This is a genomic window from Halomonas sp. THAF12 (assembly GCF_009363675.1).
Classification (GTDB): Bacteria; Pseudomonadota; Gammaproteobacteria; order Pseudomonadales; family Halomonadaceae; genus Halomonas; species Halomonas smyrnensis.
Window position 1 is genome coordinate 2,317,349 of record NZ_CP045399.1, and the last position, 23,418, is coordinate 2,340,766.

A 23,418-nucleotide genomic window follows, 5' to 3' on the forward strand; every position below is an offset into this window, starting at 1 on the left:
CGTCTGCGCTCGCCGACCTTTCGCAACAGCCTAGGGCCGGCGCCACTCCCCCTGTCGGTATGCCAGGATCTCGCCGCTCTCGTCATCGAGGGCGAAGAGGTGCAGCCAGCCGTTGCCCACCAGCGACTGCAGGCTCTCGTGGCGCGCGATGATGGCCTCGATTGCCTCGGTGGGCGCCGCGAGATAGGCGCTCAGGCGCAGGGGCTCGTGACGCCAGCGCTCGCCGTCGTGCACCGACTGCAGCGGCAGGCCGATGCGCAGGTCGCCGCCGTTGCCCTCGAAGACACCGATGTGCCCACCGACCACGTTGTGCAGTACCTTGTTGCCACTGCCGAACTTGCTATTGTCGGTGACGGAGGCGTTGTACTGCATGTTGATCCAGTGGGCGACCACCATGGGCGCGGTCATGATCAGTTCCAACCGCGAGGAGTCGGTGTCCGATCGCCAGTCGTAGTCGTGCAGGAAGCTGCGCCCGTCGAGGTCGAGCGGCGCGATAAGCCGCCGCGGCGCGGCGATGAAGCTGGCGTTGTTGGCCAGGCCCCACTCCGGACGCGTCTGCGACCAGTCGGCGCCGCGGCGATCGAGGGTCTTCTCCAGCTCCGGTGCGTCGGCCGACAGGCCGAGACTGGCGGCACGCTCGCGCCGGGCCTGGGCGCCGGCCCGCTCGAGCCAGGCACGCTCCTCCTCGCTCAGCGCGAAGGCATCCGTCTCCCCCTCCGGCAGCTCGATGCGATCGGTGATGGTGTGGTGCAGCGCCGGCACGAAGCGGGTCGTTTCCGGGATCACGAGGCCGCTCTCGGCCAGCGCCTCGCGCAGCGCGGGATCGTTGAGCAGCCTCGCCAGGGCCCTCACCGAGACCTCCCCGGACTGCCCGCCGCAGGCCCCGCACTCGAGCCCCGCGGCATGCGGATTGTTGCTGCTGTGACTGCCGTGCCCCACCAGCAGCACCCGGGGTGCGAGGTGCTCGGCGAGCCCCATGGCCCCCAGCACGGTCCTTGCGAGCGTCGCCTTGTCGGCCAGGGTCAACGCCTCGCCGCTGTCGCGCCAGTGCCAGCCGAGCTCGTCCATGGCGAGCGGCGCGCGCTTGGCCTTGGCCTCGAGCGAGCGGCGCAGCAGCTTGCCGGCATAGAGCAGGCCGCCCGTTTCCACCGCGGTGAAGCTGGCACTCGCCGTGCGGCTCCACTCCTGCAGGCGCGCCTTCCAGTTGAGCTGCTTCGCCGAACGAGCCTCACCCTCGCAGGAACCGCTCCTGAGGGTCACCCGCGGCGCCAGCAGGCCCGGCAGATGGGGCTGGGCCAGCGCGGTGCCATCCTGCTGGTGTTCCAGGGGCAGGCCGAAGAAGCCGGCGAAGCCCAGGGTCTGGATAGACGGGCTCTGGCTTTCCAGCGCACGGCGCAGCGGCTCGGAGCGCACGTCGATGCAGAACACCGCCTGCAGGCGAGGTTCCTCGGGCGACGAGGCCGAGGCACGCACCGCCTCGCCCAGGGCACGGTGCAGCGGCTGCTGGTAGGCCAGCTCGCCGGCGAGCTGCCACACCCACAGGGGCCGCTGGGCGCGCCGATGGCGTTCGACCCGCTGCGGCATCTCCTCCAGCTCGGCGTGCCACTGGCGAGTCAGATGGTCGCCCTGGTCGGGATACTCCGCCCGGATGTAACGCCACAGCGCCAGCTCCCACGCCAGACGCATCGCCAGCAGGCTGCGCATGTCCGACGCGGGCCCCACGCGCTCGCTCTCTTCCTGCGGCGTGGCCAGCGCCTGCTGCCAGTCCTGGTAGGCCACCCAGGCGGCCCAGCCGTTGATGTCGAGCAGCAGGGCCTGGGCATAGCTCTCGAGACGCTCTGTATCCACCTCCAGCTCGGCGACGGCGGCCTGGAAGAGCCCGTCCTCGGTGTCCGGCAGGGTCTTGAAGTAGCGCAGTAGCGTCGGCTCGCCCATCAGGATGGCGATGCCGCGATCCTTCAGGGTCATCTCCCGCCAGTGCTGATAGAGCCGCATGCCGCGGGGCGCCTGCAGTCGCTCGGCGTTGAGCGGCCCATCCTCCTGGAAGTAGGCGGCGCAGAACTGGCTGATCTGCTGGGTGATCTCGTCGCGCCAGGCCATCTTGTGCTGGCGGTCGCGGCGGGCATCGATCAGGTCGCTGATGTTGTGCCAGTGGGGCAGCCGGCCGAGTTCCTCGACGACATCCAGCAGGTCGCGGTAGCCGCCCTGGTAATCGAGCCGCTCGGCCGCTTCTTCCAGGTGTTCCGACGTGATCTCGCCGCGTTGCCAGGCGTCCAGGTAATGGCTCGGCGGCATCAGGCACTGGACGTTGCCCAGCGCCGAGAGCCGCGCCGACACGGTCGTGGCATCCTCGCCGCGCTGGGTCCAGTAGGGGCTCACCGCAATCAGACGATCCAGCGGCCAGTTCGGGGCGATGCGTGCGCAGGCGCGGTCCAGCGCCGCGTCCTGGTCAGCGGTCAGCGGCGCGACGTCGTTCGCGCCGGCCGGGCGCACGGCACTAGCATGTTCGAGACTCGTCATTGGGAACTCCCGCGAAAGACGGTGTGCAGCTGCTTGGCCCTGATCCGGCCGGGCAGGTCGTGGGGCCAGAGCCTGAGGGTATTCCGGGTGACCCACTCGTCCAGGTAAAAGCCGGCATAGCAGTAGCGGTTGAGGGTCTGAGATGCCGGATAGTGAAGCCCATGGCGCTGCAGCCAGTAGCCCGCGAAGAGCAGCACGAACAACGCACTCACCCACAGGTCGCCCCAGAGCGAGACGCGGTGACCGGTGTCGGGCAGAAAGGCGGCGAACAGCGTCTTGAGTCCGACGTAGGCGAGCACCACCAGCGCGGCCAGGCCGACAAAGCCGACGACGGAGCCCGCGGCGCGCTCGCTGTTGCGCTCGGCCAGCAGCACGGTCAGGGCGAGGGCAAGCAGCACCCAGGGGCTGTTGGCGTCGAAGGCCGCCGCCTCGGTCAGGCTGCGTGCCAGCGCCACCACCGCGGCCACCAGCGACACGCTGACCAGGCCAGCCAAGAGCCACTGGCGCGGCGTGGGACTGCGTCCGGGGGCCCGGCGGCGCAGCAGATCCTGCTCGACCGCCTCGCCCGAACTCAGGAAGGCGTAGGCCTTGTAACAGGAGTGCGCCAGCAGGTGCAGCATCGCCAGCTCCGTCAGCCCCAGGGCGATCTCGACCAGCATCAGGCCCATCTGGGCGCTGGTGGACCAGGCCAGGCGCACCTTGATGCTGACGCGGGTCATCATGACCAGCGCCGCCAGCACGCTGCCGATGCCCGCCACCGCCAGGACCAGCGCCTGGGCCGGAGCCGAGCGCATCAGCAGCGGCGAAAACAGCAGCAGCAGGTAACCGCCGAGGTTGATCACGCCGCCGTGCAGGGTGGCCGACACCGGCGTGGGCGCCTCGACCACCTGGATCAACCAACCGTGCAGCGGGAGCTGGGCGCACTTGATCAGCGCCGCCATCGCGAGCAGACAGGCCGCCGCCTGTTCCGTCAGGGTCAGGACGCCGTCGGCGGAGGCATAGTCGCTCACGATGACGCTGATCCGGGCGCTGTCGTGGTGCAGGTAGAGCAGCAGGAAGGCCACCATGGCACAGAGCTCGGCGGCGCGAGCGAAGAGAAACTTCTTGTGGACCGCCAGCGCCGCACGGGGGCGATCGGGATAGAACATCAGCAGCTGATGCATCGCCAGGCTGATGCCCAGCCAGGCCAACAGGAACGCGAGGAGATGATCGCCGAGCACCGCCACGCTCACCGCGGCAAACACCGCCTGAACGAGGGCGACGAAGCGCCGCTGGCGCGGCTCGCCCTGCAGGTAGGTGGCGCTGTAACGCACCACCACGAAGGCGATGAAGTTGGCCAGCAGCAGCATGACCAGCTGCAGCACGCCGCTATGCCACCAGCCGACCACCGCCGGAAGGCCCGATACCAGCCCCAGCACCAGCGCCGAGGCCGACAGCAGCAGGCCGCTGGTGGTCGTGATCCGGCCGGTGCGCCAGGCACGCTCGCGGGGGGCGCGTGCGCTCGTCACTGCCCCCAGCGCCAGAATGACCGGCACCAGAGTAAGCAGGAAGGTGAAGAACAGCGCATGTCCGTGCATGGAAGGCCTCCGGTGGTCCATGGAGCGTGCAGTATCCGGCGAGCCGCTTTTTAATTAAAATAGATATTTATTGACCTATTGTTCTATAAAAAAGAACCCAATGAGCCGACTCAACTACCATCACCTCTACTACTTCTGGCGCGTGGCCCGCGAGGGCAAGCTCACGCGGGTGGCGGAAACGCTGCACCTGTCGCAGAGCGCCCTCTCGGCACAGATCCGCAAGCTGGAAGACAGAATGGGCAAGCCGCTCTTCGAGCGACGCCATCGCGCCCTGGTGCTGACCGAGGCAGGACGACGGGTGTTCAACTATGCCGAGGTGATCTTCACCAAGGGCGAGGAGCTGGAGTCGCTGATCGGCCGCGGCATCGAGCCCGAGTATCAGCGCCTGCGCATCGGCACGCTCTCCACCATGTCGCGCAACTTCATCGAGAGCTTCATCGCCCCCCTGATCCACCAGAGCGGCCAGCGCGTCCACTTCAGCCTGCACGCCCGCGACATGGCCAACCTGCTCGATGGCCTGGCCCGCCACGAACTCGACGTGGTGCTGACCAATACCCAGATGCCGCCATCCGATTCCCCGCAGGCCTCTTGGCAGAGTCAGCTGCTGGCCCGGCAGCCGCTGTCGATCATCGGCCCGCCCGACTCGCTCCCCGGCCGCCCCTTCCCCGAGGGCTTCGACGACATGCGCTGGGTGCTCCCCGGCGAGCATCACGAGATTCGCCGCGCCTTCGATGGCCACTGCAGCCTGTACCAGTATCGGCCGAAGATCCTCGCCGAGGCCGACGACATGGCCATGTTGCGCCTGCTGGCCCGTGACAGCGGGGCCCTGAGCGTGATGCCCGAGGTAGTGGTCAAGGACGAGCTGCAGCAGGGGCGTCTGACCCGCGTGGAGCAGCTGCCCAACGTCTACGAGAACTTCTATGCCATCACCCTGCCCCGGGAGTTCATGCCGGGCATCGTCTCGGAGCTGCTGGCCCGGCCTCCGAAGGACATGGCCTAGGTCGGCGACCCCTTGCCCCCAACGAAAAGCCCCGAACCGGTCTCCCGGTTCGGGGCTTTGCCTTGTCAGGCGGTTTTACCGGCTAGCGCAACGCGCGGCTCAGGCGCTGGCCTTCTCGGCGGCCAGGGCGGCGCGATGCGCGTGCAGCTTCTTGTAGCTCTCGATCAGGCGCTGGTGACGCTCCAGGCCCTCGAGCTGCATGCCGACCGGCTCCAGGCCCGGGAAGCGGATCGTGCCGTTCACCGCGCCGACCACGGTCTCCATGGTCGCTTCGCCGAACATGCGCTTGAAGTTGTAGAGGAAGTCCTCGAGCTCCAGCTCGTCGTCCAGGGCGATCTCCAGCACCGCGTTCACGGCCTGGTAGAACAGCCCGCGCTCGACGGTGTTGTCGTTGAACTGCAGGAACATCTGCACCCGATCCAGCGCGTCCTCGAACTGGCCCAGCGCCAGGTTGGCCATCAGCTTGAGCTCGAGGATGGTCAGCTGGCCCCAGACGGTGTTCTCGTCGAACTCGATGCCGATCAGGGTGGTGATGGTCTCGTGGTCGTCGATCTGGGTCTCTTCCAGGCGCTCCAGCAGGTCGCTCAGCTGCTCGTCGTCGAGGTCGTGCAGGTGCAGGATGTCCTCGCGGAACAGCAGCGCCTTGTTGGTGTTGTCCCACACCAGGTCCTCGACCGGATAGACCTCGGAGTAGCCCGGCACCAGGATGCGGCACACCGGCGCGCCCAGGTCCTCGTGCACGGCCTGGTAGGCCTCCAGCTCGAGCTCCTCGAGGATGCCGAACAGGCCCGCGGCCTCCTCTTCCGTACTGTTGGAGCCGCTGCCGGAGAAGTCCCACTCGACGAACTCGACGTCGGCCTTGGAGCTGAAGAAGCGCCAGGACACCACGCCCGAGGAATCGATGAAGTGCTCGACGAAGTTGTTGGGCTCGGAGACCGCCAGCGAGTTGAAGGTGGGCGGCATGAAGTCGTTCAGGCCCTCGAAGCTGCGGCCCTGCATCAGCTCGGTCAGGCTGCGCTCCAGCGCCACCTCGAAGCTCGGGTGCGCGCCGAAGGAGGCGAACACGCCGCCGGTCTTGGGGTTCATCAGGGTGACGCACATCACCGGGAACTGGCCGCCGAGGGAGGCGTCCTTGACCAGCACCGGGAAGCCCTGGGCCTCCAGCGCCTCGACGCCCTCGAGGATGTGCGGGTACTTCTGCATCACCTCCAGCGGCACGTCGGGCAGCGTGATCTCCTCCTCGATGATCTGGCGCTTCACCGCCCGCTCGAAGATCTCCGACAGGCACTGCACCTGAGCCTCCGGCAGGGTGTTGCCGGCGCTCATGCCGTTGCTGAGGAACAGGTTCTCGACCAGGTTCGACGGGAAGTAGACCGTCTCGCCGTCCGACTGGCGCACGTAGGGCAGCGAGACGATGCCGCGCTCGGCGTTGCCGGAGTTGGTGTCGATCAGGTTGGAGCCGGCCAGCTCGCCCTCCGGGTCATAGATCGCCCGGCAGTGGTCGTCGAGGATGCCCTCCGGCAGCGAGTCGTTCGGCCCCGGCTGGAACCACTTCTCGTTCGGATAGTGGACGAAGTCGTGATTGGCGAGGTCCAGGCCGAAGAACTGGTCGTTGTAGAAGAAGTTGCAGCTCAAACGCTCGATGAACTCGCCCAGCGCCGAGGCCAGCGCGCTCTCCTTGGTGGAACCCTTGCCGTTGGTGAAGCACATGTTGGAGTGGGCATCGCGGATGTGCAGCGACCACACGTGGGGCACGATGTTGCGCCAGGAGGCGATCTCGACCTTCATGCCGAGACGCTCGAAGATCGCCGTCATGTTGGCGATGGTCTGCTCCAGCGGCAGGTCCTTGCCCTCGATCCAGGTGCTCTCGCCCTCCTCCGGCTTGGCCATCAGCAGCGCCTGGGCGTCCTCGTCGAGGTTCTCGACCGTCTCGATCTGGAACTCGGGCACGTTCTGTACCACCCGCTTGACCGAGCAGCGCTCGATGGAGCGCAGGATGCCCTGGCGGTCCTTATCGGAGAGGTCCTCCGGCAGCTCGACCTGGATCTTGAAGATCTGCTTGTAGCGGTTCTCCGGGTCGACGATGTTGTTCTGCGACAGGCGGATATTCTCGGTGGGAATATCACGCGCGTTGCAGTAGACCTTGACGAAATAGGCCGCGCACATGGCCGACGACGCCAGGAAGTAGTCGAAGGGACCGGGGGCCGAGCCGTCGCCCTTGTAGCGGATCGGCTGGTCGGAGATGACGGTGAAATCGTCGAACTTGGCCTCCAGCCGGAGGTTGTCGAGATAGTTGACCTTGATTTCCATTGACAAAGCACCGGATTCGTGTGTGGGGCGGCCGTAGCGCGTAGCCGGCCATTATCCAGCTTTTGGCGGGCTTCGTCTTGGGCGGGTGGTCAAAAAAGCCCCGGCGAACGGGGCCAGGGCGACTCGGGGCCCTGAGCGTGCGGTGCATCACCGGCCTCAGCAGAATCTGCTTTTCGCATGAAACCCGAGAAGATAGAGTCTTGGGCAAAATATCGGCAGATCATGATCGACCACCCGCCTCAGCACGTGAACGAGTCACTATGAACCAGCCAAACAAGGCCATCCCGACCAACATCATCACCGGGTTTCTGGGTGTCGGGAAGACCACCACCATCAATGCGCTGCTGGCGAACAAGCCCGAGGGCGAATCCTGGGCCGTGCTGGTCAATGAGTTCGGTCAGATCGGCATCGATCAGGAAATGATGCCCGAGCAGGATGGCCTGCATGTGAAGGAGCTCGCCGGTGGCTGCATCTGTTGCTCGCTCGGCGCCTCGCTGAGCCAGACCCTGCAGGAACTGCTCAAGCGCTCGACGCCCGATCGCCTGATCATCGAACCCACCGGCATCGGCCACCCCGAGGGCATCATCGATACCCTCATGGGCCCGGCCTTCGCGCACCAACTCGACGTGCGGGCGACGGTGTGCCTGCTGGACCCTCGCTGGCTCGAGGAAGAAGGCGTGATCGACAATGACATCTTCCACGACCAGCTCAACCTCTCCGACGTGGTGCTGATCAACAAGTGCGACCTGGCCGAGCCCGCGCAGATCGAGGTCGCCGAAGCCAGCCTGGGCAACATGTTCCCGCCCAAGCAGTACATCGGCCGTGTCACGCGTGGCGAGATCGCCCCCGCCCTGCTGGACCTGGTGCGCAATGGCCAGCTCAAGGCGCAGTTCCCGAACGCTCACGATCACGATCACGATCACGATCACGATCACGATCACGATCACGATCACGATCACGATCATCACCATGATCGTGGTCACGACCACGAGCACCACGACACCTTGCCCGAGCCTGGGCATCCGGTGCGCAAGACCGGCCACGGCAGCGGACTCTATAGCTGCGGCTGGATCTTCCACCGCGACGACTGCTTCGATTACTGGGAGCTGGAGAAGATCCTGAACGGCCTGGTCGGCGTCAATCGCATCAAGGGCGTGATTCGCATCGGCAGCGCCTGGGTGTTCTACAACCGCGTTCAGGACGAGCACGACTTCGACAAGGTCGCATACCGACGCGACAGCCGCATCGAAATCATCAGCCCGACGGAGCTCGACTGGGAACAGATCGAAAAGGACATGCTGGCCTGCCAGATCGAAGCCTGATCGCTGGAGGCATCATATTGGCCTCGCCTTGTGGCGGGGCTGTTACTAAAAGCTTGGCGCGTAGAAATCCAAAATCGGGGGCAGCCCCCATTTTCCTTCTAACTCTTTCACGGCATCGAGATCAGATAACGCCCAGCACACGTGCCGGTTTGTAGCCGCGGAAAATTGGGGACAGACCCCATTTCCTCTGCGCGGCTACGGAATGGAGGCGAAGCCGCAATGGAGTAGAGGTCGCGGTGCCCGGCCTTGTTAAGTGAAACCTATGAGCACGGAAACTTATTTTTAAAAGCATGGACCGCGATTAACTCGATGGGTGCGTCATTTCCCCAGCTATCTCGATTTGCTGGACTTCTAACCTCCTGATCTATCACGGATAGAATAATCCCTTGATCCAAGGAGAGCCCGCTTGGCATGCAGAATATTTTGTCGCGCCCTTCCACTTCTAGAACTGTATTTGACCAAAATACCCCTCGGCCAAGGCCAGTCAGATAATCATCAAATTGAGGCGCATTGCCTTTGAACTGATGATAGTCCTCCACGGCGAACTCAGCAGAGACTGATGTCGCTTTGAGAAAAAAAAGAGCGAAAAAAATTACCAGCTTATATTTCGCCACCATTCACATCCTTATTACCACTTAACGCCAGAGCGCACCGGCGCACCCTAGTGCGTCCGAGTGACGCGAATTGTTATACTTCTCTCTGGTCTTCCTCAATCGCTTCATCAATTCTGTCTATTGGCAGATTTCTATACTCACTGAAATCGAAGCCCTCTCCGAGTCGGGCTTTAGCGGCTTGCAGAATTCGCACAGAATCACTGCCCGAACGAGAGCGATTTCGCCAGTAACACTGATTGTTGCGATTCGCGCCGCTCAACAGTTTTTTAAGTTCATCTTTGGTGTAATTTTCCAGGTTTTCCTCGATATATTTATCGAAATAGATATCAGCTCTCTCAAAGTCAGCACTCGAGATAAAGCAAGAAATTCCAAATTGGCGAAATTCAGAATCTAAGCCAAACTCTTCACATACCTGCCTGAATTTTCGGTGATGTTCTTTTTTTAAGAAATTACCATTATCTCCATACTCTTTATAGTATTTGTCTTCGATCCACCTAGAGAAGCTAACAACATGATCTTTAGGGGATTCCGAAACAAAAAAAGCAATCCCAAAGTAAGACAAATTGTCCTTTAATATTGGCTTTATAAGCTCTTTTGCAGAGTCCTCGAGGGAATCGTAAATTTCTTTTTCCAATGATAAAAATTCAATGAGAAATTTTATGGCTTCATCATTGTTTGCTATTTTTGAATAAAAATTCGCCTCCTGAGATATAGCTTCAATGATATTCTGCCTTTCTTTCTCAAAAATTATTTTCAAAGCGCGAAAATTTATCTCTCGATTCGCTTCAGCCCTCTCATCATCTGAGCGAAAAACTATCTTCCAGAGGCCTCGAAACAATTTTATAGTGGTTTCTCTATTCAGTGATCGGAGATATTTAGACTGGAGATACTTCCTTAAAGACGAATCATCCGGCAGGGAGTCCTTTATCTCTTCCAAATCCTCTAATATCGTGTTCAGGATTTTTTGAGTGAGAAATGGGGGTTTACTAAGGACAGCTTCGATACTATTCCGTATATCGCTTCTAACCATTTCTTCCGTAGGCTCAAAGAGCGTATCCTCGTCACTTATGATCGGGTGGGCCGACAAGTGTCGATGATCCTGTATGGTTATGATTTTGTGATTCGACGCTGTATCCAAAAGCTGAGTTCTCTCAAAAATCATCTTCACCAGCTCCCTCTCCCATTTCGGCGAATAGGGATCTGCTTTCTGCAGCTTTTCGACTTCCTCCAAAATTTTCTGCGCCCCAATGTCCGAGTACAAATCTCTTAGCTCTTGCAGCTTAAATATGAGGTCGCAAACTATTACGGACCATAGCATAACTGTGGCCGACCGATAACAGCGGTTTGCGTAGCTCCTATAAACTTCATCGAAGTATTTCTTTGTTCTACGGTCGTAGATACTGCTTTTATGGGTTTCTAAAGAGAAAATCTTAGTATCCATCTTGCATTCCAATTTGTATAACGCTTGGCACAACGGCGAGCAAAGCGAGTCCGGCAGCCATAGGCTGCGTATTGCTGCCACTTGTTACATTTCATGACCATGGATAAAGTAGGCTTAATTCGCTTGAACATGCCGAACTTAGCCTGCTTTCATCCACTCCCAAGCTTAAAAGTTTTTTATAGGATTCTGAAATTCCGTCCCCATAGTTCCAGTTTTCCCATATGGCGCTAGGATAGGAATCAAGCACAAGTTTAAAGTATGGAATATCAATTTCATTTATGGAGTGGCCAATGACAATAATTTTTGAAACATCACCGTAACTTTTCAGCGTCGATCTATTATTATCTAGTATTTCACTTACCGGCTTGTAAAGCTTATCCGTTACCGAAGCCAATGAATGATGAGCATCATCGAACCAAGGTTCATCTTCATCAAATGGCAAAGAATGCTCTTTATTGCCATCTCCTGAACCGTGACCAAAGATAATATGGCCACCTACTTTCCCATGAATATGCAGAACATTTTCATCAGGAATTCGATATACACGTTGAAGTGTGGGCGTATAGTTAAAGCTAATAAACGTACAATCTTCTGGAAACCGCATAAACCTTGAAGCGTTGTTGACATCTATTGACTTAACCCATGCGTAAAATGATGTATGGATACTATCAACTAAGTCACCAACTTTTTGATCAACTTCATCGTTGAACCCGTATGCATACTTGGGTGACTCAACCATTTCATCCATGCTCGGCTCCCACGCAGAGCTTTCTCTGAAATTATCTTCATCAAAAACAGCTAGATTTTCTTCAAAGTAAGACCACTCTTGATCGTTATAGAAATTAGGGAAATACTCCAAACTACTATCTAGCTCGTTGCTGTACAGATCATGAAAATCTCGGTAACTAGTTGGCAATCCATTTTGGATATCAAAGCCATTTCCGATAATTACTAAAGTTGTCACTTCCTATTCCTTGAAAACTCGAATCTATTTGACGTTTATAAAATGTAACGCCGCCAACACGCGCAGCTTTGCAGTGGAGGCGAAGCCGAAACGGAAAAGCTGTCGCCGTGATTGGCATTGTTAAATTTTGACTTGTTCATTTTTTGAGTATCGGTATATAAACTCGTCTCCATAGATAGACTCAATCTTTAGGATGTAGTCCAGTCTGTCTTTTTGGTATTCCATTAGTCGGAGTCGATCTGCTGGACAGGTTCTTGGAGTGAGCGATGTTTCTTCGGAGGCCTCTATTAGGAATTGCTCTTCGCCCACCTGAAAGGAATCGTTCTCTCTCGGCCCTCCGGCAGTAAAGCATAGTACGTTTAATTCTAACACTCGAAGTGCAGAAACAAACTTCCCCCATTCATGATCAGGAACTTCAACCCCATCGACTAACACTGTAAGCTCGGAGACAAAGGCAGTTCCCATGCCATTATTTATGAGGTAAATACCCCATTTATCTTCTTTCCCATTATTGGAAAAGTATGAATTAATTCTCGGCTCGACAGTTATATGATTGTGCTCAATCTGAGTCCGACCCTGCCAAATAGAGAAACCGAGAGCTATTACTGCAACTAAAAGCGCCGAGATATCGATAGCATATTTGTGCACGCTCACTCCCTTGAACTCGTGAATTTAACGCCAGGGCTAAGCCGCCGGTTGGAGCGCCAGCGCAAACCGGTCGGCTTGAGCCCCTTGTTCTGCTTTATTCATAGGTCTCAATGGGCAATTCAATGTCAGCGTCAAGCTCGGCTACTGCTGAGATGAGTTCTGACGTCTTTATGCCCGCATGGAATGGCATACCCGACTGAGTTGTGTTTTCTTCGAGAGACTCAGTCACAATTCCGACTACATGACCAGACTCTGAAATGATCGGCCCACCACTATTGCCGGGCCGTGCCACCGCAGAATAGAGGAAAACCTTATCTCCTGAAAACATTGTGACTTTTGGACTTGTTACCTCTCCCCGCTGCATGACCAAGGACGGCTCTGTGGACAAAGGAATACGAGGATAACCAAGGGTAAACAACCCCTCTGATATTAACGGATCTCTAAACCCAATACCCGGCAACGTTGGCAATTTATTGTCAGACTGAATTATTGCAACATCCTTCGATTCATGGCTAAGGACGTCAGCAACATTGTATGTTGTGTTGCCGACACTCTGACAACGATCTATTTTCATTCCTTTGGCAACATGTGCACAAGTCAGAATGTGGTTTGGCGATATGATTATGCCGGTACCAGCGTGCACATCACCTTCCGGAGTAACCCCTGTAATTTGAACTGTAATATCCGAATAGGCAAACAATACAAGCTCTGGACCAAGTGCGGGCGCAAGCCACAAAAAGCCTTTCTTTTCAATACTGGTAAATTCGTGCATGGAGTAATACGCGGGGCCGCTAATTGGGTTTTTCCCTAAACCTTGGAAAGTTAAAAGTTGTGCTCTCTCAAGGTCTGATAAAAGCCTTCGAATAAGGTAAATGTAACGATCTGCACCCGGTAATTTTTCAGTTATCTCAAGATACCGAATAAAATCGTAACCATCGAAAGGAACAATTCGCCCTTCTTCCGGGTTAATTCCAATAACTTTGCAGTTTTCCCTATAAGAAAGTGGCTGGAAAAATTTGATCGCCGACAGAGCCAACTCCAGACTTTCCTTGAGGTTAAGGGGTGCAAGCTTGGCATATCTTGATTTTCGATCGCTCATTTCCGAATTTTGACCTTATATGCAGAACAGTGATTAGGTGGATTTCTCGATAACAATGTTGAACGTGCCGGCACGTTCAACATTGTTATCAAGCCTGCCATTTCACACCTAGCTCATTGATAACACATAAAGCTAAGAAAAGCTCGGCTTCCTATGCAGGATTCGCGTGCTTGCGCGTTTTGCCGGCACCAATATACTGTATATACATCCATGGAAGAGAGAACTACCATGGATACGCACAGCAAGCCGCCGAAGCTGATGGATCGCGTAAAGGCCACCCTGCGGGTGAAACGTTACAGCCTGCGGACCGAGAAAACCTACTGCTACTGGATCCGTTTCTTCATCCGCTTTCATGGAATACGGCACCCGGCCAGCATGGGAGCCTCCGAGGTGCACGCCTTCCTGGAACATCTGGCCGTGGAGCGCCATGTGGCAGCGGCCACACAGAACCAGGCCCTGAATGCTCTGGTATTTCTTTATCGCCATGTCCTCGAACAACCCTTGGGCGATATCGGCGAATTCTCTCGCGCCAAGCGTCCTCGCCGACTTCCGGTAGTGCTGTCACACGAAGAAGTGATGCGAGTATTGTGTCAGCTGTCGAGCCCAATGCACCTGATGGCCGCGCTGATGTACGGGGCAGGCCTGCGCGTGACGAAAGCCTGTCGGTTGCGCGTGCGAGATATCGACTTCAATCGACAAGTGCTGACGGTGAGATCCGGCAAGGGCGACAAGGATCGAACCACTTTGCTGCCTCCCAGTTGCATCGTGCCGATACAACAGCGAATAACAGAGGCCCAGAACTTGCTGAACCGTCGCCTCGAATATGGTCGGGTTCCTGTCACCCTGCCCCATGCCCTGGATCGTAAGTATCCCAATGCCGGCCTGTCGCTGGCGTGGCAATGGCTATTTCCCTCCAGCAAACCCTGCTTCGACCCTTTCGGGAAAGTGGTACTGCACCATATCCATACCTCCTCGGTGCAGAAATCGGTCAGACAGGCGATGCGTGCCGCGAATCTCCCGCGCCCGGGTTCATGCCATACCCTGCGACACAGCTTCGCTACCCAGTTACTGAGCCGAGGCACGGACATACGCACGGTTCAGGAGCTACTGGGCCACAAAAGCGTCGAAACCACCCAGATCTACACTCATGTGCTGGGAAGCGGCTTCGCGGGTGTAAGGAGCCCTCTGGACTAGCGGTGCCGTCGTGAATGCTCGGCCACGCTACCGCCAGCCAACCTGCATGGTGCGACGGCACTCCAGCCGTCTGATGCGGTAGCCCCTGCGTCCCTTGTGTGACCATCTTCTGCGACCTTAATTAGCTGATCCTATTCGAAGGGGATATCGGCTGCAAAAGGCGTGGCTTGAACTGTGCCGAATGGCGCAGAAATGGGCGGGTTTGCAGGGCTTCGAGGCACGGGTAGGCTGGGAGCCACATCGCATGGTGGGAGCCACGGCATGTCAGGATCGAACGATCATCGGGAATCCGGCCAAGACAGGCCCGCGCGCGACGAGGCGCCAGGCCGGCGGATGCGCCTGGTCTACGACGGCGACTGCCCGATCTGTCGGCGCTATGCGCTCTGGTATCGCATCCGCCGCGACGTCGGCGAACTGGAGCTGATCGACGGGCGCGAGGATAGCGAGGCCCGCCGCGAGCTCAGCGCCCAGGGCATCGACCTGGACCAAGGCTTCGCGCTGCAGGTCGGCGAGCGCTGGTATCACGGCAGCGAGACCCTGCATCGTCTCACCCTGCTCGGCACGCGCAGCGGCGTGTTCAACCGGCTGATGTATCGCCTGTTTTCGAGCCGCGGGCGAGCCGCCCGCCTCTATCCCTGGCTCAAGGCCTGTCGCAACGCCCTGCTGCGGCTGTGCCGCATCCCGCCCATTAACAATCTGCGCCGCTGAGCGGAACCGGGCCCACCCGATGGGCGGAGCCACACTGAGACGATGAACGTCCGTGGTTCAGTCGAAGCGTGACGCCAGGAAGTCGGTGATCACCTCGTTCACCCGCTCCGGCTGCTCCAGCGCCGAGAGATGACCGGCGCCGGGGATGATCGCGAGGCGCGAGTCCGGCAGCCGTTCGTGAAGGCGGCGCGAGAACGGCACCGGCAGCGAGCGGTCCTCCTCCCCCACCGCCACGAGCGCCGGCACGTCGATCTCGGCCAGGCGCTCGAGCAGCGAGTCGCGCTTGATCAGGGCGTCCAGGCCCAGCAGCGCCGAGGGCACGTCCACGGAGGCGAAGCGCGCCTTCCACTCGGCCACCAGGGCCGGCTGCTCGCGGCGCGTGGTGGCCGAGAACATCAGCCGCGCCACCGAGGGCAGCAGCGGCCCCAGCCCGAAGCGCCTGGCGACGGCGCCCATGGCGCGATACTCGAGCATGTGGACCAGGGTCTCCGGGCCGGCGTCGGTATCCATCAGGATCAGGCCGGCCACGCGCTCCGGATGCTCGAGCGTGGCGCGCAGCGCCACCATGCCGCCGATCGAGAGCCCGCACCACACGGCACGCTCGATGCCGAGCTCGTCGAGCACCGCGATCACGTCCGAGACGGCGTCGTAGAGCGTGAACGGCTCGCTGAGGTGGCTCGAGCCGCCGTGGCCGCGGAAGTCGATGTTGATGATCCTGCGCTCGCCCTCCAGCGCGGGCAGCTGCTCGCGCCACATCTCGCCGGAGCAGAGGAAGCTGTGGCCCAGCACGATGGGCAGGCGCGGGGTCGCCTCGCTGCCATGGTCCTCGAAGGCAATACTGACGCCGCGGTTCTCGACCAGGATCATGATGCTATCTCGTCAGCCGTCTCATGGTTGGGTGACGGCAGGATAGCAAAAGCCCCGGACCATGGCGGGCCCGGGGCTTCGATCAGGCAGCGGGTCTACGGCCCGCGTCCGCCGTCACTCGCGGCTGAAGGCCACCGCATCGTGAGCACGCGGTTTTTCGACGCTACCCAGCCGGGTCAGGCCGTTCGGCGCGGCGATGCGGAAGAAGCGCTCCACCACCTCGCTCGGGGCCGGCCGGGTGGCCAGCGACACCGCCACGAACACCGGCAGGTTGAGCATCAGCCCCCAGAAGCCGGCGTGGATGCCCAGCGGGTGCTTCCACACGGTGGTGAAGGCCACGGTCACCAGGAAGCCGCTGACGATGCCCGCCATCACGCCCCACTTCGAGGCGCGCGGCCACAGGAACATGCCAATGAAGGCCGGCAGCACCTGGGTGGCGAAGCCCAGCCCCACCAGCAGGATCATCACCAGGCTGCCGGGCTCGGCGATCGCCAGCGGCGCGATCACCAGCGCCATCAGGGGCACGATCATCCAGCGCGCCAGCTTGCCGGTGAACGCCTCGGAGAGGCCCAGCAGCGGCTGCACCACGTCCTTGCTCCAGGACAGCGCCACCGAGTGGATGAACGGCTCGCTGGAGGACATCGATGCGGCCAGGGTGCCGGCACCGAGCAGCCCCACCAGCCACACCGGCAGGAACTGCATGGCGTATTCGAGCACCACGGTATCGGCACGGGCCAGGTCGGGCAGCGCGAAGATGCCGATGAAGCCCACCACCACCATCGGCAGGATCACCACGTAGTAGGTCGGCAGCCAGGTGGCGCTGCGGCGGATGGTGCGCGCGGAGGACGCGCTCATCCACTGGGTCCACACCGGCGGCATGAAGGAGAACATCGACACGATGATCGAGGTGGTCCAGAAGCTGAAACTCATGTCGCCACCGCCGCCGGGCAGGGTCAGGAAATCGCCGTGCTCGGCCTGCAGCCGCGAGAACAGCGCGCCGACATCGAGCCCGCCGGTGGCACCGTGCAGCGCCCACAGCCCCACCGCCCAGGCCACCACCAGCATCAGCACGCCCTGGAAGGCGTTGGTGCGGCCGATGGCGCGCTGGCCGCTGACGAACAGGTAGACGGCGATGCAGGCCAGCACCAGCGGCACCGCCAGCCACACCGGGATGACCCCGCCGCTCATCACGTTGAGGATGTAAGCCGAGCCGATGGTCTGCAGCACCGCGTAGGCCACCGAGCCGATAGACATCACCAGCGCCGCCAGCGCCCCCAGCAGCGGGCTCTGGTAGCGGTCGGCGATGGCACTGGCTTGGGTGACATGGCCGAAGCGCTCACCGAACTGCCACACCTTGGGGCCGAAGTACCAGGCGATCAGCGCCAGGTAGGCCAGATAGACGGCCACGTAGAACACCGGTACGCCCTTGGCATAGGCCCAGCCCGGCGCGCCCATGAAGGTGTAGGCGCTCACGCTGCCGGCGGCGATCAGCAGATACAGCGTCACCGGGCCCATGCTGCGCCCGGCCACGCCCCACTCCTCGAGGCTGTTCATGCGCCGCCCGCCGCGGGCGCGCAGGCCGATGATCATGGCGATGGCCACATAGGCCAGGGTGATGAGAAACGCCCAGGCACTAGTCATGCTCACGCTCCTTGCGTGCGAGCACGCGGTTGGCGATCAGCATCACGGCGAAGCAGGCGAAGATCACCACATAGCTCCACACCACCAGCAGCGGCAGGCCCAGCACCAGCACGGCACGATTCACCCAGCCGATCACGGGCCAGATGCCGGCCGCCACCACGGCGATGAAGGCGATGAGCAGCCCCCAGCCGGCACGGCTGGTGGGCAGGACGACGAGTCGAGATGACATGACAAGAACTCTCCCACGATGAATATGTGAGGCAATGCCCGAAAGATGGACGCGGACCTTACTGCGCCGCGGGGGGAGAAGGCCAGCTCGGCGCGAGCGCCAGACGGGTCTCCAGCACCTTGGCCAGCTTCAGCACGAAGTGATCCGCCAGCCGCGGACCGATCAGCTGCACGCCTAACGGCATGCCATCGCGGGAAAAACCGGCGTTGAGCGACAGTGCCGGCTGCTCCCCCATGTTCCACGGCACGGTGTAGACGATGTGCTCGAAGGGGCGACGCGGATCGTTGGAGGGCGACGGCCAGTCCGCGGGGAAGGCGACGTTGGGCGTGGTCGGCGAGATCACCGCGTCGAGGTCGTCGAACACCGCCTCGGTGGCGCGGCGCATGGCCAGGGTCTGTTCGAAACCGCGCACCGCTTCCCCGCCACCGATCCGCCCGCCGTCGTCGGCCCAGGCGAGGATCGCCGGCAGCACCCGTTCACGCTGCTCGTTCGACAGCGCCGACAGGGCATTCCACTGGCGCACCCGCCAGAAGCGATCCAGGCCATCGAGCATCTCGCGCGTCATCACCGGCGCCAGCGGCACCAGCGTGGCCCCGGCGGCCTCGAGCCGGGCGGCGGCGGCCTCCACGGCGGCGGCGATGGCGTCGTCCAGCGGCAGGCCGCAGCCGGCCTCCATCATCACGCCGATGCGCAGCCCCGACACGTCCAGATCGAGGTCGCGCCAGTCGATGTCCTCCGGCGGCAGGCGGGTCGCATCGCGACGATCGGTACGTGACAGGGCCGTCATCATCAGCGCGGCGTCGTCGACGCTGCGCGTCATCGGGCCGGCACAGCGCCCCACGTAGTAGGGATCGATGGGAATCCGTCCCAGCGTCGGCTTGAAGCCGACGGTGCCACACCAGGCGGCGGGCAGGCGCACCGAGCCGCCGATGTCGGTGCCCACGTGAAGCGGGCCGTAGCCCGCGGCGGCGGCCGCTCCGGCGCCGGAGCTTGAACCGCCGGTATTGCACTCGAGCCGCCAGGGATTGCGGGTCAATCCATGGAACGAGGACAGCCCCGAGGAGAGCATGCCGAAGTCGGGACACGTCGTCTTGCCCAGCAGCGTCGCACCGTCCTCGACGAGGCGTGCCGCCGGCGGCGCATCGTCGGCGGCCGGAGACTGGTCGCCGAGGCCGGTGCCGCTCGGCACCGGCTGGCCGCGGGTGGCAATCAGCTCCTTGAGCGTGACGGGCACGCCGTCCAGCGCCCCGCGCGGCTCGCCTCGCGCCCAGCGCTCGCTGGAGGCCCTGGCTGACGCCAGAAACGCCTGCGGACGGAAATCATAGAGCGCATTGAGGTGCGGCTCCCAGCGCTCGACGTGCCGGACCAGGGCCTCGGCGGCATCCAGCGGCGACAGGCGCCTGTCACGATAGGCCGCCAGCAGCTGGGTGGCGGTCATCTGGTGGGGATCGATCATGAGGGCCTTCCGTGATTGTTGTTGGTGTGGCGGGTGTCCTCAGCCTGGCGCGTTCCCGTGTCACCAGCCATCACAATGATGACGCCAGGGTGTCCACGTTTTGTGTACACCCCGTCCGCCCCTATGCCGGCCGCTGCCCTCTTCCGCCTGCGATACCGATCAGTCCTGATCCCCCAGGCCCTGAAGCGCCGAGGCCAGCAGCCCCAGGCAGGCGTCGGTGGCAAAACTGCGCTGACGATGTCGATGCAGGCAAAGATCGAGGCGGGTGCGCGGCAGCTCGCCCGGCGCCAGCGGCACGCTCGCCAGCTGACCGCCGCCGCACTCTCGGGCGACCGCCATGGGCGGAAGAATCAGCAGCGCGGCACCGGCCAGCGCCAGCGCCTTCTGGGTCTCCAGGGAGGCGGTATGGAAGGTGGGCGTCAAGGTGAGCCCCTGATCGCGAGCCGCCTCGTCCAGGGCCTGACGCACGCCATAGTGTTCGTCGGGCAACGCCAGCGGGTGCTCGGCAAGCTCGGCCAGGCGCAGCTCCCCCTTGACGGCGAGCGGATGGCTCGGCGCCATCACCACGTGGTGCTCCAGGTGACTGCTGGCAAACGGCTGGATATCGTCATGATGGGGCAGGAAGAAGGCCAGCCCGATATCGGCATCACCGCTGCGCAGCGCTTCGACGATCTCGCCGGCGCTGGCGATCTGTATGTCGAAGCGCAACCGCGGGTAGTGCCGCCCCAGATCGGCCAGCGTCGGCGCCAGCAGACCCGCCACCACCCCCTCGGCCACCCGCAGACTGACCCGCCCGGTGCGCAGTCCCTTGAGATCGCCGATCTGCTCCTGGACCCGCTCCAGGTCTCGCAGGGTCCGCCTGGCCTGCACCGCCAGCAGCTCGCCGGCCGACGTCAGGCGGATACCGCCGGGGCCACGCTCCAGCAGCGGCGCCCCGAGCCGGTGCTCGAGCAGATCGATCTGACGGCTGATGGCGGTAGGCGCGATGTGCAGCCGCGCCGACGCCTCACGCAGCGAGCGACAGCGGGCGACCGTGTCGAAGTAGTGAAGGGCTCTCCAGTGCATGGTTCAGACCGGCCGCGCGGTAACAGACGGCCCGAGGCCGCGCGGCGAGAGATCCCGCCGCATGATGGTCACGGTCTCGCCGTGGTACTCGCGCTCCTCCACGTCTTCCCAGCCCAGCCGCCGATAAAGCGACTGCTGGTCCGGCGTGTAGAGATAGAACAGCTCGTGGCCGCCGTCCTCTGCCTCTTGCTCCACCCGGCGCACCAGCGCGGAGGCGATGCCGCGGCCACGCCACTCCGGCAGCACGAAGACCGATGCCAGCCAGGGCGTCAGCTCGCAACGGTCGCTCATGTCGTCGGCGACCAGGCTGGCCATGCCCACCGGCCGCTCGCCGTCCATGGCGGCGAACACCGAGGGCACGCCTGACGATCCGCAGTCGGCACGGAAGGTGGCGATGGTGGCGGCGCGACTGCGCCCGGGATGCAGATGCCCCCACTGGTCATGGGCCCAGCCCGCCAGTGTCGGCACGAGGGGCGAGAGGGCGTCGATGCGGACGAGAGGCAGGCCGGATTCCATGGCGAGAGTCTTCCTGTCGAGTGGCGTGATGTGGCCAGGCCGCGCACGGCCCGGCAAAAAACGCCACAGTATCCCCGCTCCGACCGCCACTGGCCAGGGCCCCTCCCCGACCCGGGCGGCTCGGCCAGGCGCGAGGGCTCGGCCACCCGGGAAGATGCCGATGTCCATCACCCTCGAACAGGCCCTGGCACCGGTGGTGACACGGCGGGTCGCCCGCGGGGTCGGCCGGCGCTTCCGGCACGGCGACTGGCACCTGGAGCCACTGGCGGCCGCGGTCCGACTCAGGAAGCCGCCCCGCCATCGCCGCGGGCGATATCCTGGCGGCCGAGCACCACCACCTCCCGCGGCCACCACTCCGGGTGCTCGTCGCGAATGAAGGCCATCAGCCCCTCGCGCACATTGTTTTCGGCGATCCAGCCGCCGACCGGCTCGCGGGTCATCAGGTAGCAGGAGGCCTCCAGGGTCGCCTCGCGCTGCGCCGTCACGTGGCACTCCAGCCTGTCGGGGTCGACGACGTACTCCTCCCGCCGCGCGAGCTCGACGAAGCGCTCGCGCAGCACGGCGATGTCGGCGCTGAGGTGCAGGGTCAGCGCGATCTTCCGGTAGAGCCGGGGGTTCTTGGTCGAGAGGTTGTCGAAGGGCTGGGAGACGAAATAGCGGATCGGCACGATCAGTCGCCGCTCGTCCCAGGAGCGCAGCCGCACGAAGGTGTAGTAGATCCCCTCCACGTAGCACCACTGGCCCTCGAACACGATCAGGTCGCCCATGCGGATGGGCTTGGCCAGCGAGACCTGGACGGAGGACAGGATATTGCCCAACACCGCCTGCCCGGCGATACCCACCAGCACGGTGAGCACGCTGGCCGAGGCCACCAGGGTCATGCCCAGGGTGCCGAAGAGGTTGATCTGGCTCAGCACGTAGGCGATCACGGCGACCACCGTGACCAGGATGATGCTGCGGCGCAGGGCATACAGGGAGGTCAGCAGCTTGCGCTCATCGCGATGCCTGGTGTCATCGATCTCGCCGACCAGGCTCTGGGTCATCTTCATCAGGAAGGCGTCCAACAGCCGCACTGCCACCAAGCCGACGCCCCAGGCCGCGATGATGATCAGCAGCACGCGCAACGAGGTGGTGACGGCCCCGGAGAACGACACCACATAGTCGAGCAGCATCCGCGCGACCAGGGCCATGGCGATGAACGCGATGGGCGTCTGGACTCGCCCGGTGAAGGCGCCACTGATCCGCCGGAAGATGCGCCGCACCAGCCAGTCCACCAGGCGATGCACGCCCCAGCCCACCAGGCCGATGATCAGCAGGAAGATCGGCAGGGCGATCCATTCCCATAGCCGCAGCTCGCCGAGCGGTGCCTGCAGGCGCGAGGGAATGTGATCCTCCAGCCAGGAAGGGCCGTACTCGGCGTACAGGGCAGGCACGTAGGCCAGGCTGTCCGGCGTGATCAGCCATACCGGGGGCCGCTCGCCGACCCGGTAGCGGGCCAGGCGGATGTCATGGGGCGCGCCGGCGGCCTCCAGCGAGGTGAGCAGCAGGTTGCGGCGCGGCATGCCGGCCATGGGATGCTGGCCCGAGGGCGCCACGATCATGGCATCGCGGCGGCTCGGCAGGTCGGCGGGCTCCAACCAGTCGCCCCGCTGCAGCACCGAGGCCAGCTGGCGGGCCAGCTCGGCGCCGCGGGCCGCCTGCTCGCCGGGAGAGAGATCGGCGAGATTGAGCAGGTGCGCGGCCGAGTCGAAGTCGCCTCGTCGGGTCAGGGTCAGGAAACTGCGCAGCGCCTCCCGGGGCGTCTGGCGGCGCACCTCCTCGGGGGGCTCGCCGAGCCCGGCGTTGAGTGACTCGAGGTCGAACCAGCGCGGCGCTTCGCCGTCCGGTGATTGGGCGAGGCTCGGGCCGACGGCGAACAGCGCGACGACCAGCAGTATCCAGCTGAGGCAACGTTGCATGAGGAGCGGTCCAGTCCAGGGAGATCCGGGAAGCGGCCATCCAGGCCGGCGGTCGCCAGCAGTACACCCCATGGCCCTGCCGGTCGTCCAGCCCCGCCGCCACGGCGCATCGCCCCTCGCCCCCTGGTGGGCCCTGCCGTTTCAGGCGCCGTCTGCGGCGTGCCCCGGGTCGGCGATGACGAACGTCTCCGTCTGCCTCATCGTTTCCATGGCCCGCCCGGGATCGGCCATCGGCTCGTGCCGCTGCACGGGCAACACCCACCAGCGACGCCCCCGGCCATCCTGGAGC

The 23,418-nt window shown here is 62.3% G+C and carries 19 protein-coding genes; 4 read left to right on the forward strand and 15 right to left on the reverse strand.

Features of this window, described 5'->3' with window-relative positions; translation table 11 throughout:
• Window positions 1-30: 30 nt before the first annotated feature.
• On the reverse strand, window positions 31-2,520 hold the full coding sequence (locus tag FIU88_RS10645; RefSeq protein ID WP_152479211.1) for a YbcC family protein: 2,490 nt from the start codon (window positions 2,518-2,520) through the stop codon (window positions 31-33).
• Window positions 2,517-4,097 carry an NADH-quinone oxidoreductase subunit L gene (locus FIU88_RS10650; RefSeq protein WP_152479212.1) on the reverse strand — a complete coding sequence of 527 codons (1,581 nt, stop codon included), beginning with the start codon at window positions 4,095-4,097 and terminating at the stop codon, window positions 2,517-2,519. The genes FIU88_RS10645 and FIU88_RS10650 overlap by 4 nt, the downstream gene beginning before the upstream one ends.
• A gap of 100 nt (window positions 4,098-4,197) precedes the next feature.
• Between FIU88_RS10650 and FIU88_RS10655 the strand changes: the two genes are divergently transcribed.
• Window positions 4,198-5,097, forward strand: a complete 900-nt coding sequence (locus tag FIU88_RS10655) for a LysR family transcriptional regulator (RefSeq protein WP_016855353.1) — start codon at window positions 4,198-4,200, stop codon at window positions 5,095-5,097.
• Between the two features lie 99 nt (window positions 5,098-5,196).
• Here FIU88_RS10655 and FIU88_RS10660 read toward each other — a convergent pair whose 3' ends face one another.
• Window positions 5,197-7,407, reverse strand: coding sequence for an OsmC domain/YcaO domain-containing protein (locus FIU88_RS10660; protein WP_152479213.1), 2,211 nt, complete (start codon window positions 7,405-7,407; stop codon window positions 5,197-5,199).
• Between the two features lie 260 nt (window positions 7,408-7,667).
• On the opposite strand from FIU88_RS10660, the gene FIU88_RS10665 reads away from it, so the two are divergent.
• A complete protein-coding gene (locus FIU88_RS10665; protein WP_152479214.1) occupies window positions 7,668-8,729 on the forward strand; it encodes a GTP-binding protein in 1,062 nt (353 codons plus the stop codon).
• A 260-nt stretch (window positions 8,730-8,989) separates the two neighbouring features.
• Here FIU88_RS10665 and FIU88_RS10670 read toward each other — a convergent pair whose 3' ends face one another.
• From FIU88_RS10670 to FIU88_RS10690, 5 genes are all read right to left on the reverse strand, one after another.
• A complete protein-coding gene (locus tag FIU88_RS10670; RefSeq protein ID WP_152479215.1) occupies window positions 8,990-9,346 on the reverse strand; it encodes a hypothetical protein in 357 nt (118 codons plus the stop codon).
• Between the two features lie 70 nt (window positions 9,347-9,416).
• A complete protein-coding gene (locus FIU88_RS10675) occupies window positions 9,417-10,784 on the reverse strand; it encodes a hypothetical protein (protein ID WP_152479216.1) in 1,368 nt (455 codons plus the stop codon).
• Between the two features lie 91 nt (window positions 10,785-10,875).
• Window positions 10,876-11,748 (reverse strand): bacteriophage abortive infection AbiH family protein, encoded by an 873-nt coding sequence (locus FIU88_RS10680; protein ID WP_152479217.1) that lies wholly within the window; start codon window positions 11,746-11,748, stop codon window positions 10,876-10,878.
• Window positions 11,749-11,868: 120 nt separating this feature from the next.
• On the reverse strand, window positions 11,869-12,402 hold the full coding sequence (locus tag FIU88_RS10685; RefSeq protein WP_152479218.1) for a hypothetical protein: 534 nt from the start codon (window positions 12,400-12,402) through the stop codon (window positions 11,869-11,871).
• An 88-nt stretch (window positions 12,403-12,490) separates the two neighbouring features.
• On the reverse strand, window positions 12,491-13,495 hold the full coding sequence (locus tag FIU88_RS10690; protein ID WP_152479219.1) for a serine protease: 1,005 nt from the start codon (window positions 13,493-13,495) through the stop codon (window positions 12,491-12,493).
• A gap of 228 nt (window positions 13,496-13,723) precedes the next feature.
• Here FIU88_RS10690 and FIU88_RS10695 point away from each other — a divergent pair, with 228 nt between their 5' ends.
• Together FIU88_RS10695 and FIU88_RS10700 are read left to right on the forward strand one after the other, a co-directional pair.
• On the forward strand, window positions 13,724-14,689 hold the full coding sequence (locus tag FIU88_RS10695; RefSeq protein ID WP_152479220.1) for an integron integrase: 966 nt from the start codon (window positions 13,724-13,726) through the stop codon (window positions 14,687-14,689).
• Between the two features lie 261 nt (window positions 14,690-14,950).
• Window positions 14,951-15,397 (forward strand): DCC1-like thiol-disulfide oxidoreductase family protein, encoded by a 447-nt coding sequence (locus tag FIU88_RS10700; RefSeq protein WP_152479221.1) that lies wholly within the window; start codon window positions 14,951-14,953, stop codon window positions 15,395-15,397.
• Window positions 15,398-15,454: 57 nt separating this feature from the next.
• On the opposite strand, the gene FIU88_RS10705 is transcribed toward FIU88_RS10700, so the two are convergent.
• From FIU88_RS10705 to FIU88_RS10735, 7 genes are all read right to left on the reverse strand, one after another.
• Window positions 15,455-16,264 (reverse strand): alpha/beta fold hydrolase, encoded by an 810-nt coding sequence (locus FIU88_RS10705; RefSeq protein ID WP_152479222.1) that lies wholly within the window; start codon window positions 16,262-16,264, stop codon window positions 15,455-15,457.
• 114 nt (window positions 16,265-16,378) lie between these two features.
• Window positions 16,379-17,905: a sodium:solute symporter gene (locus FIU88_RS10710; protein ID WP_152479223.1), complete on the reverse strand. Its 1,527-nt coding sequence runs from the start codon at window positions 17,903-17,905 to the stop codon at window positions 16,379-16,381.
• Window positions 17,898-18,134 (reverse strand): hypothetical protein, encoded by a 237-nt coding sequence (locus tag FIU88_RS10715; protein WP_016855361.1) that lies wholly within the window; start codon window positions 18,132-18,134, stop codon window positions 17,898-17,900. Before FIU88_RS10715 ends, FIU88_RS10710 begins: the two co-directional genes overlap by 8 nt.
• Window positions 18,135-18,192: 58 nt before the next feature.
• Entirely contained in the window at window positions 18,193-19,590 is a 1,398-nt protein-coding gene (locus FIU88_RS10720; RefSeq protein ID WP_152479224.1) for an amidase, read from the reverse strand.
• 159 nt (window positions 19,591-19,749) lie between these two features.
• Window positions 19,750-20,655, reverse strand: coding sequence for a LysR family transcriptional regulator (locus FIU88_RS10725; protein WP_152479225.1), 906 nt, complete (start codon window positions 20,653-20,655; stop codon window positions 19,750-19,752).
• Window positions 20,656-20,658: 3 nt separating this feature from the next.
• On the reverse strand, window positions 20,659-21,171 hold the full coding sequence (locus FIU88_RS10730) for a GNAT family N-acetyltransferase (RefSeq protein ID WP_152479226.1): 513 nt from the start codon (window positions 21,169-21,171) through the stop codon (window positions 20,659-20,661).
• Between the two features lie 281 nt (window positions 21,172-21,452).
• Window positions 21,453-23,129, reverse strand: a complete 1,677-nt coding sequence (locus tag FIU88_RS10735; RefSeq protein WP_152479227.1) for a mechanosensitive ion channel family protein — start codon at window positions 23,127-23,129, stop codon at window positions 21,453-21,455.
• Between the last annotated feature and the right edge of the window lie 289 nt (window positions 23,130-23,418).

What these genes read in the sequence shown, in the direction of transcription:
- FIU88_RS10645 (WP_152479211.1), bottom strand. Translation starts at nt 2,520, where the DNA reads ATGACGAGTCTCGAACATGCTAGTGCCGTGCGCCCGGCCGGCGCGAAC.
- FIU88_RS10650 (WP_152479212.1), bottom strand. Translation starts at nt 4,097, where the DNA reads ATGCACGGACATGCGCTGTTCTTCACCTTCCTGCTTACTCTGGTGCCG.
- FIU88_RS10655 (WP_016855353.1), top strand. Translation starts at nt 4,198, where the DNA reads ATGAGCCGACTCAACTACCATCACCTCTACTACTTCTGGCGCGTGGCC.
- FIU88_RS10660 (WP_152479213.1), bottom strand. Translation starts at nt 7,407, where the DNA reads ATGGAAATCAAGGTCAACTATCTCGACAACCTCCGGCTGGAGGCCAAG.
- FIU88_RS10665 (WP_152479214.1), top strand. Translation starts at nt 7,668, where the DNA reads ATGAACCAGCCAAACAAGGCCATCCCGACCAACATCATCACCGGGTTT.
- FIU88_RS10670 (WP_152479215.1), bottom strand. Translation starts at nt 9,346, where the DNA reads ATGGTGGCGAAATATAAGCTGGTAATTTTTTTCGCTCTTTTTTTTCTC.
- FIU88_RS10675 (WP_152479216.1), bottom strand. Translation starts at nt 10,784, where the DNA reads ATGGATACTAAGATTTTCTCTTTAGAAACCCATAAAAGCAGTATCTAC.
- FIU88_RS10690 (WP_152479219.1), bottom strand. Translation starts at nt 13,495, where the DNA reads ATGAGCGATCGAAAATCAAGATATGCCAAGCTTGCACCCCTTAACCTC.
- FIU88_RS10695 (WP_152479220.1), top strand. Translation starts at nt 13,724, where the DNA reads ATGGATACGCACAGCAAGCCGCCGAAGCTGATGGATCGCGTAAAGGCC.
- FIU88_RS10700 (WP_152479221.1), top strand. Translation starts at nt 14,951, where the DNA reads ATGTCAGGATCGAACGATCATCGGGAATCCGGCCAAGACAGGCCCGCG.
- FIU88_RS10705 (WP_152479222.1), bottom strand. Translation starts at nt 16,264, where the DNA reads ATGATCCTGGTCGAGAACCGCGGCGTCAGTATTGCCTTCGAGGACCAT.
- FIU88_RS10710 (WP_152479223.1), bottom strand. Translation starts at nt 17,905, where the DNA reads ATGACTAGTGCCTGGGCGTTTCTCATCACCCTGGCCTATGTGGCCATC.
- FIU88_RS10715 (WP_016855361.1), bottom strand. Translation starts at nt 18,134, where the DNA reads ATGTCATCTCGACTCGTCGTCCTGCCCACCAGCCGTGCCGGCTGGGGG.
- FIU88_RS10720 (WP_152479224.1), bottom strand. Translation starts at nt 19,590, where the DNA reads ATGATCGATCCCCACCAGATGACCGCCACCCAGCTGCTGGCGGCCTAT.
- FIU88_RS10725 (WP_152479225.1), bottom strand. Translation starts at nt 20,655, where the DNA reads ATGCACTGGAGAGCCCTTCACTACTTCGACACGGTCGCCCGCTGTCGC.
- FIU88_RS10730 (WP_152479226.1), bottom strand. Translation starts at nt 21,171, where the DNA reads ATGGAATCCGGCCTGCCTCTCGTCCGCATCGACGCCCTCTCGCCCCTC.
- FIU88_RS10735 (WP_152479227.1), bottom strand. Translation starts at nt 23,129, where the DNA reads ATGCAACGTTGCCTCAGCTGGATACTGCTGGTCGTCGCGCTGTTCGCC.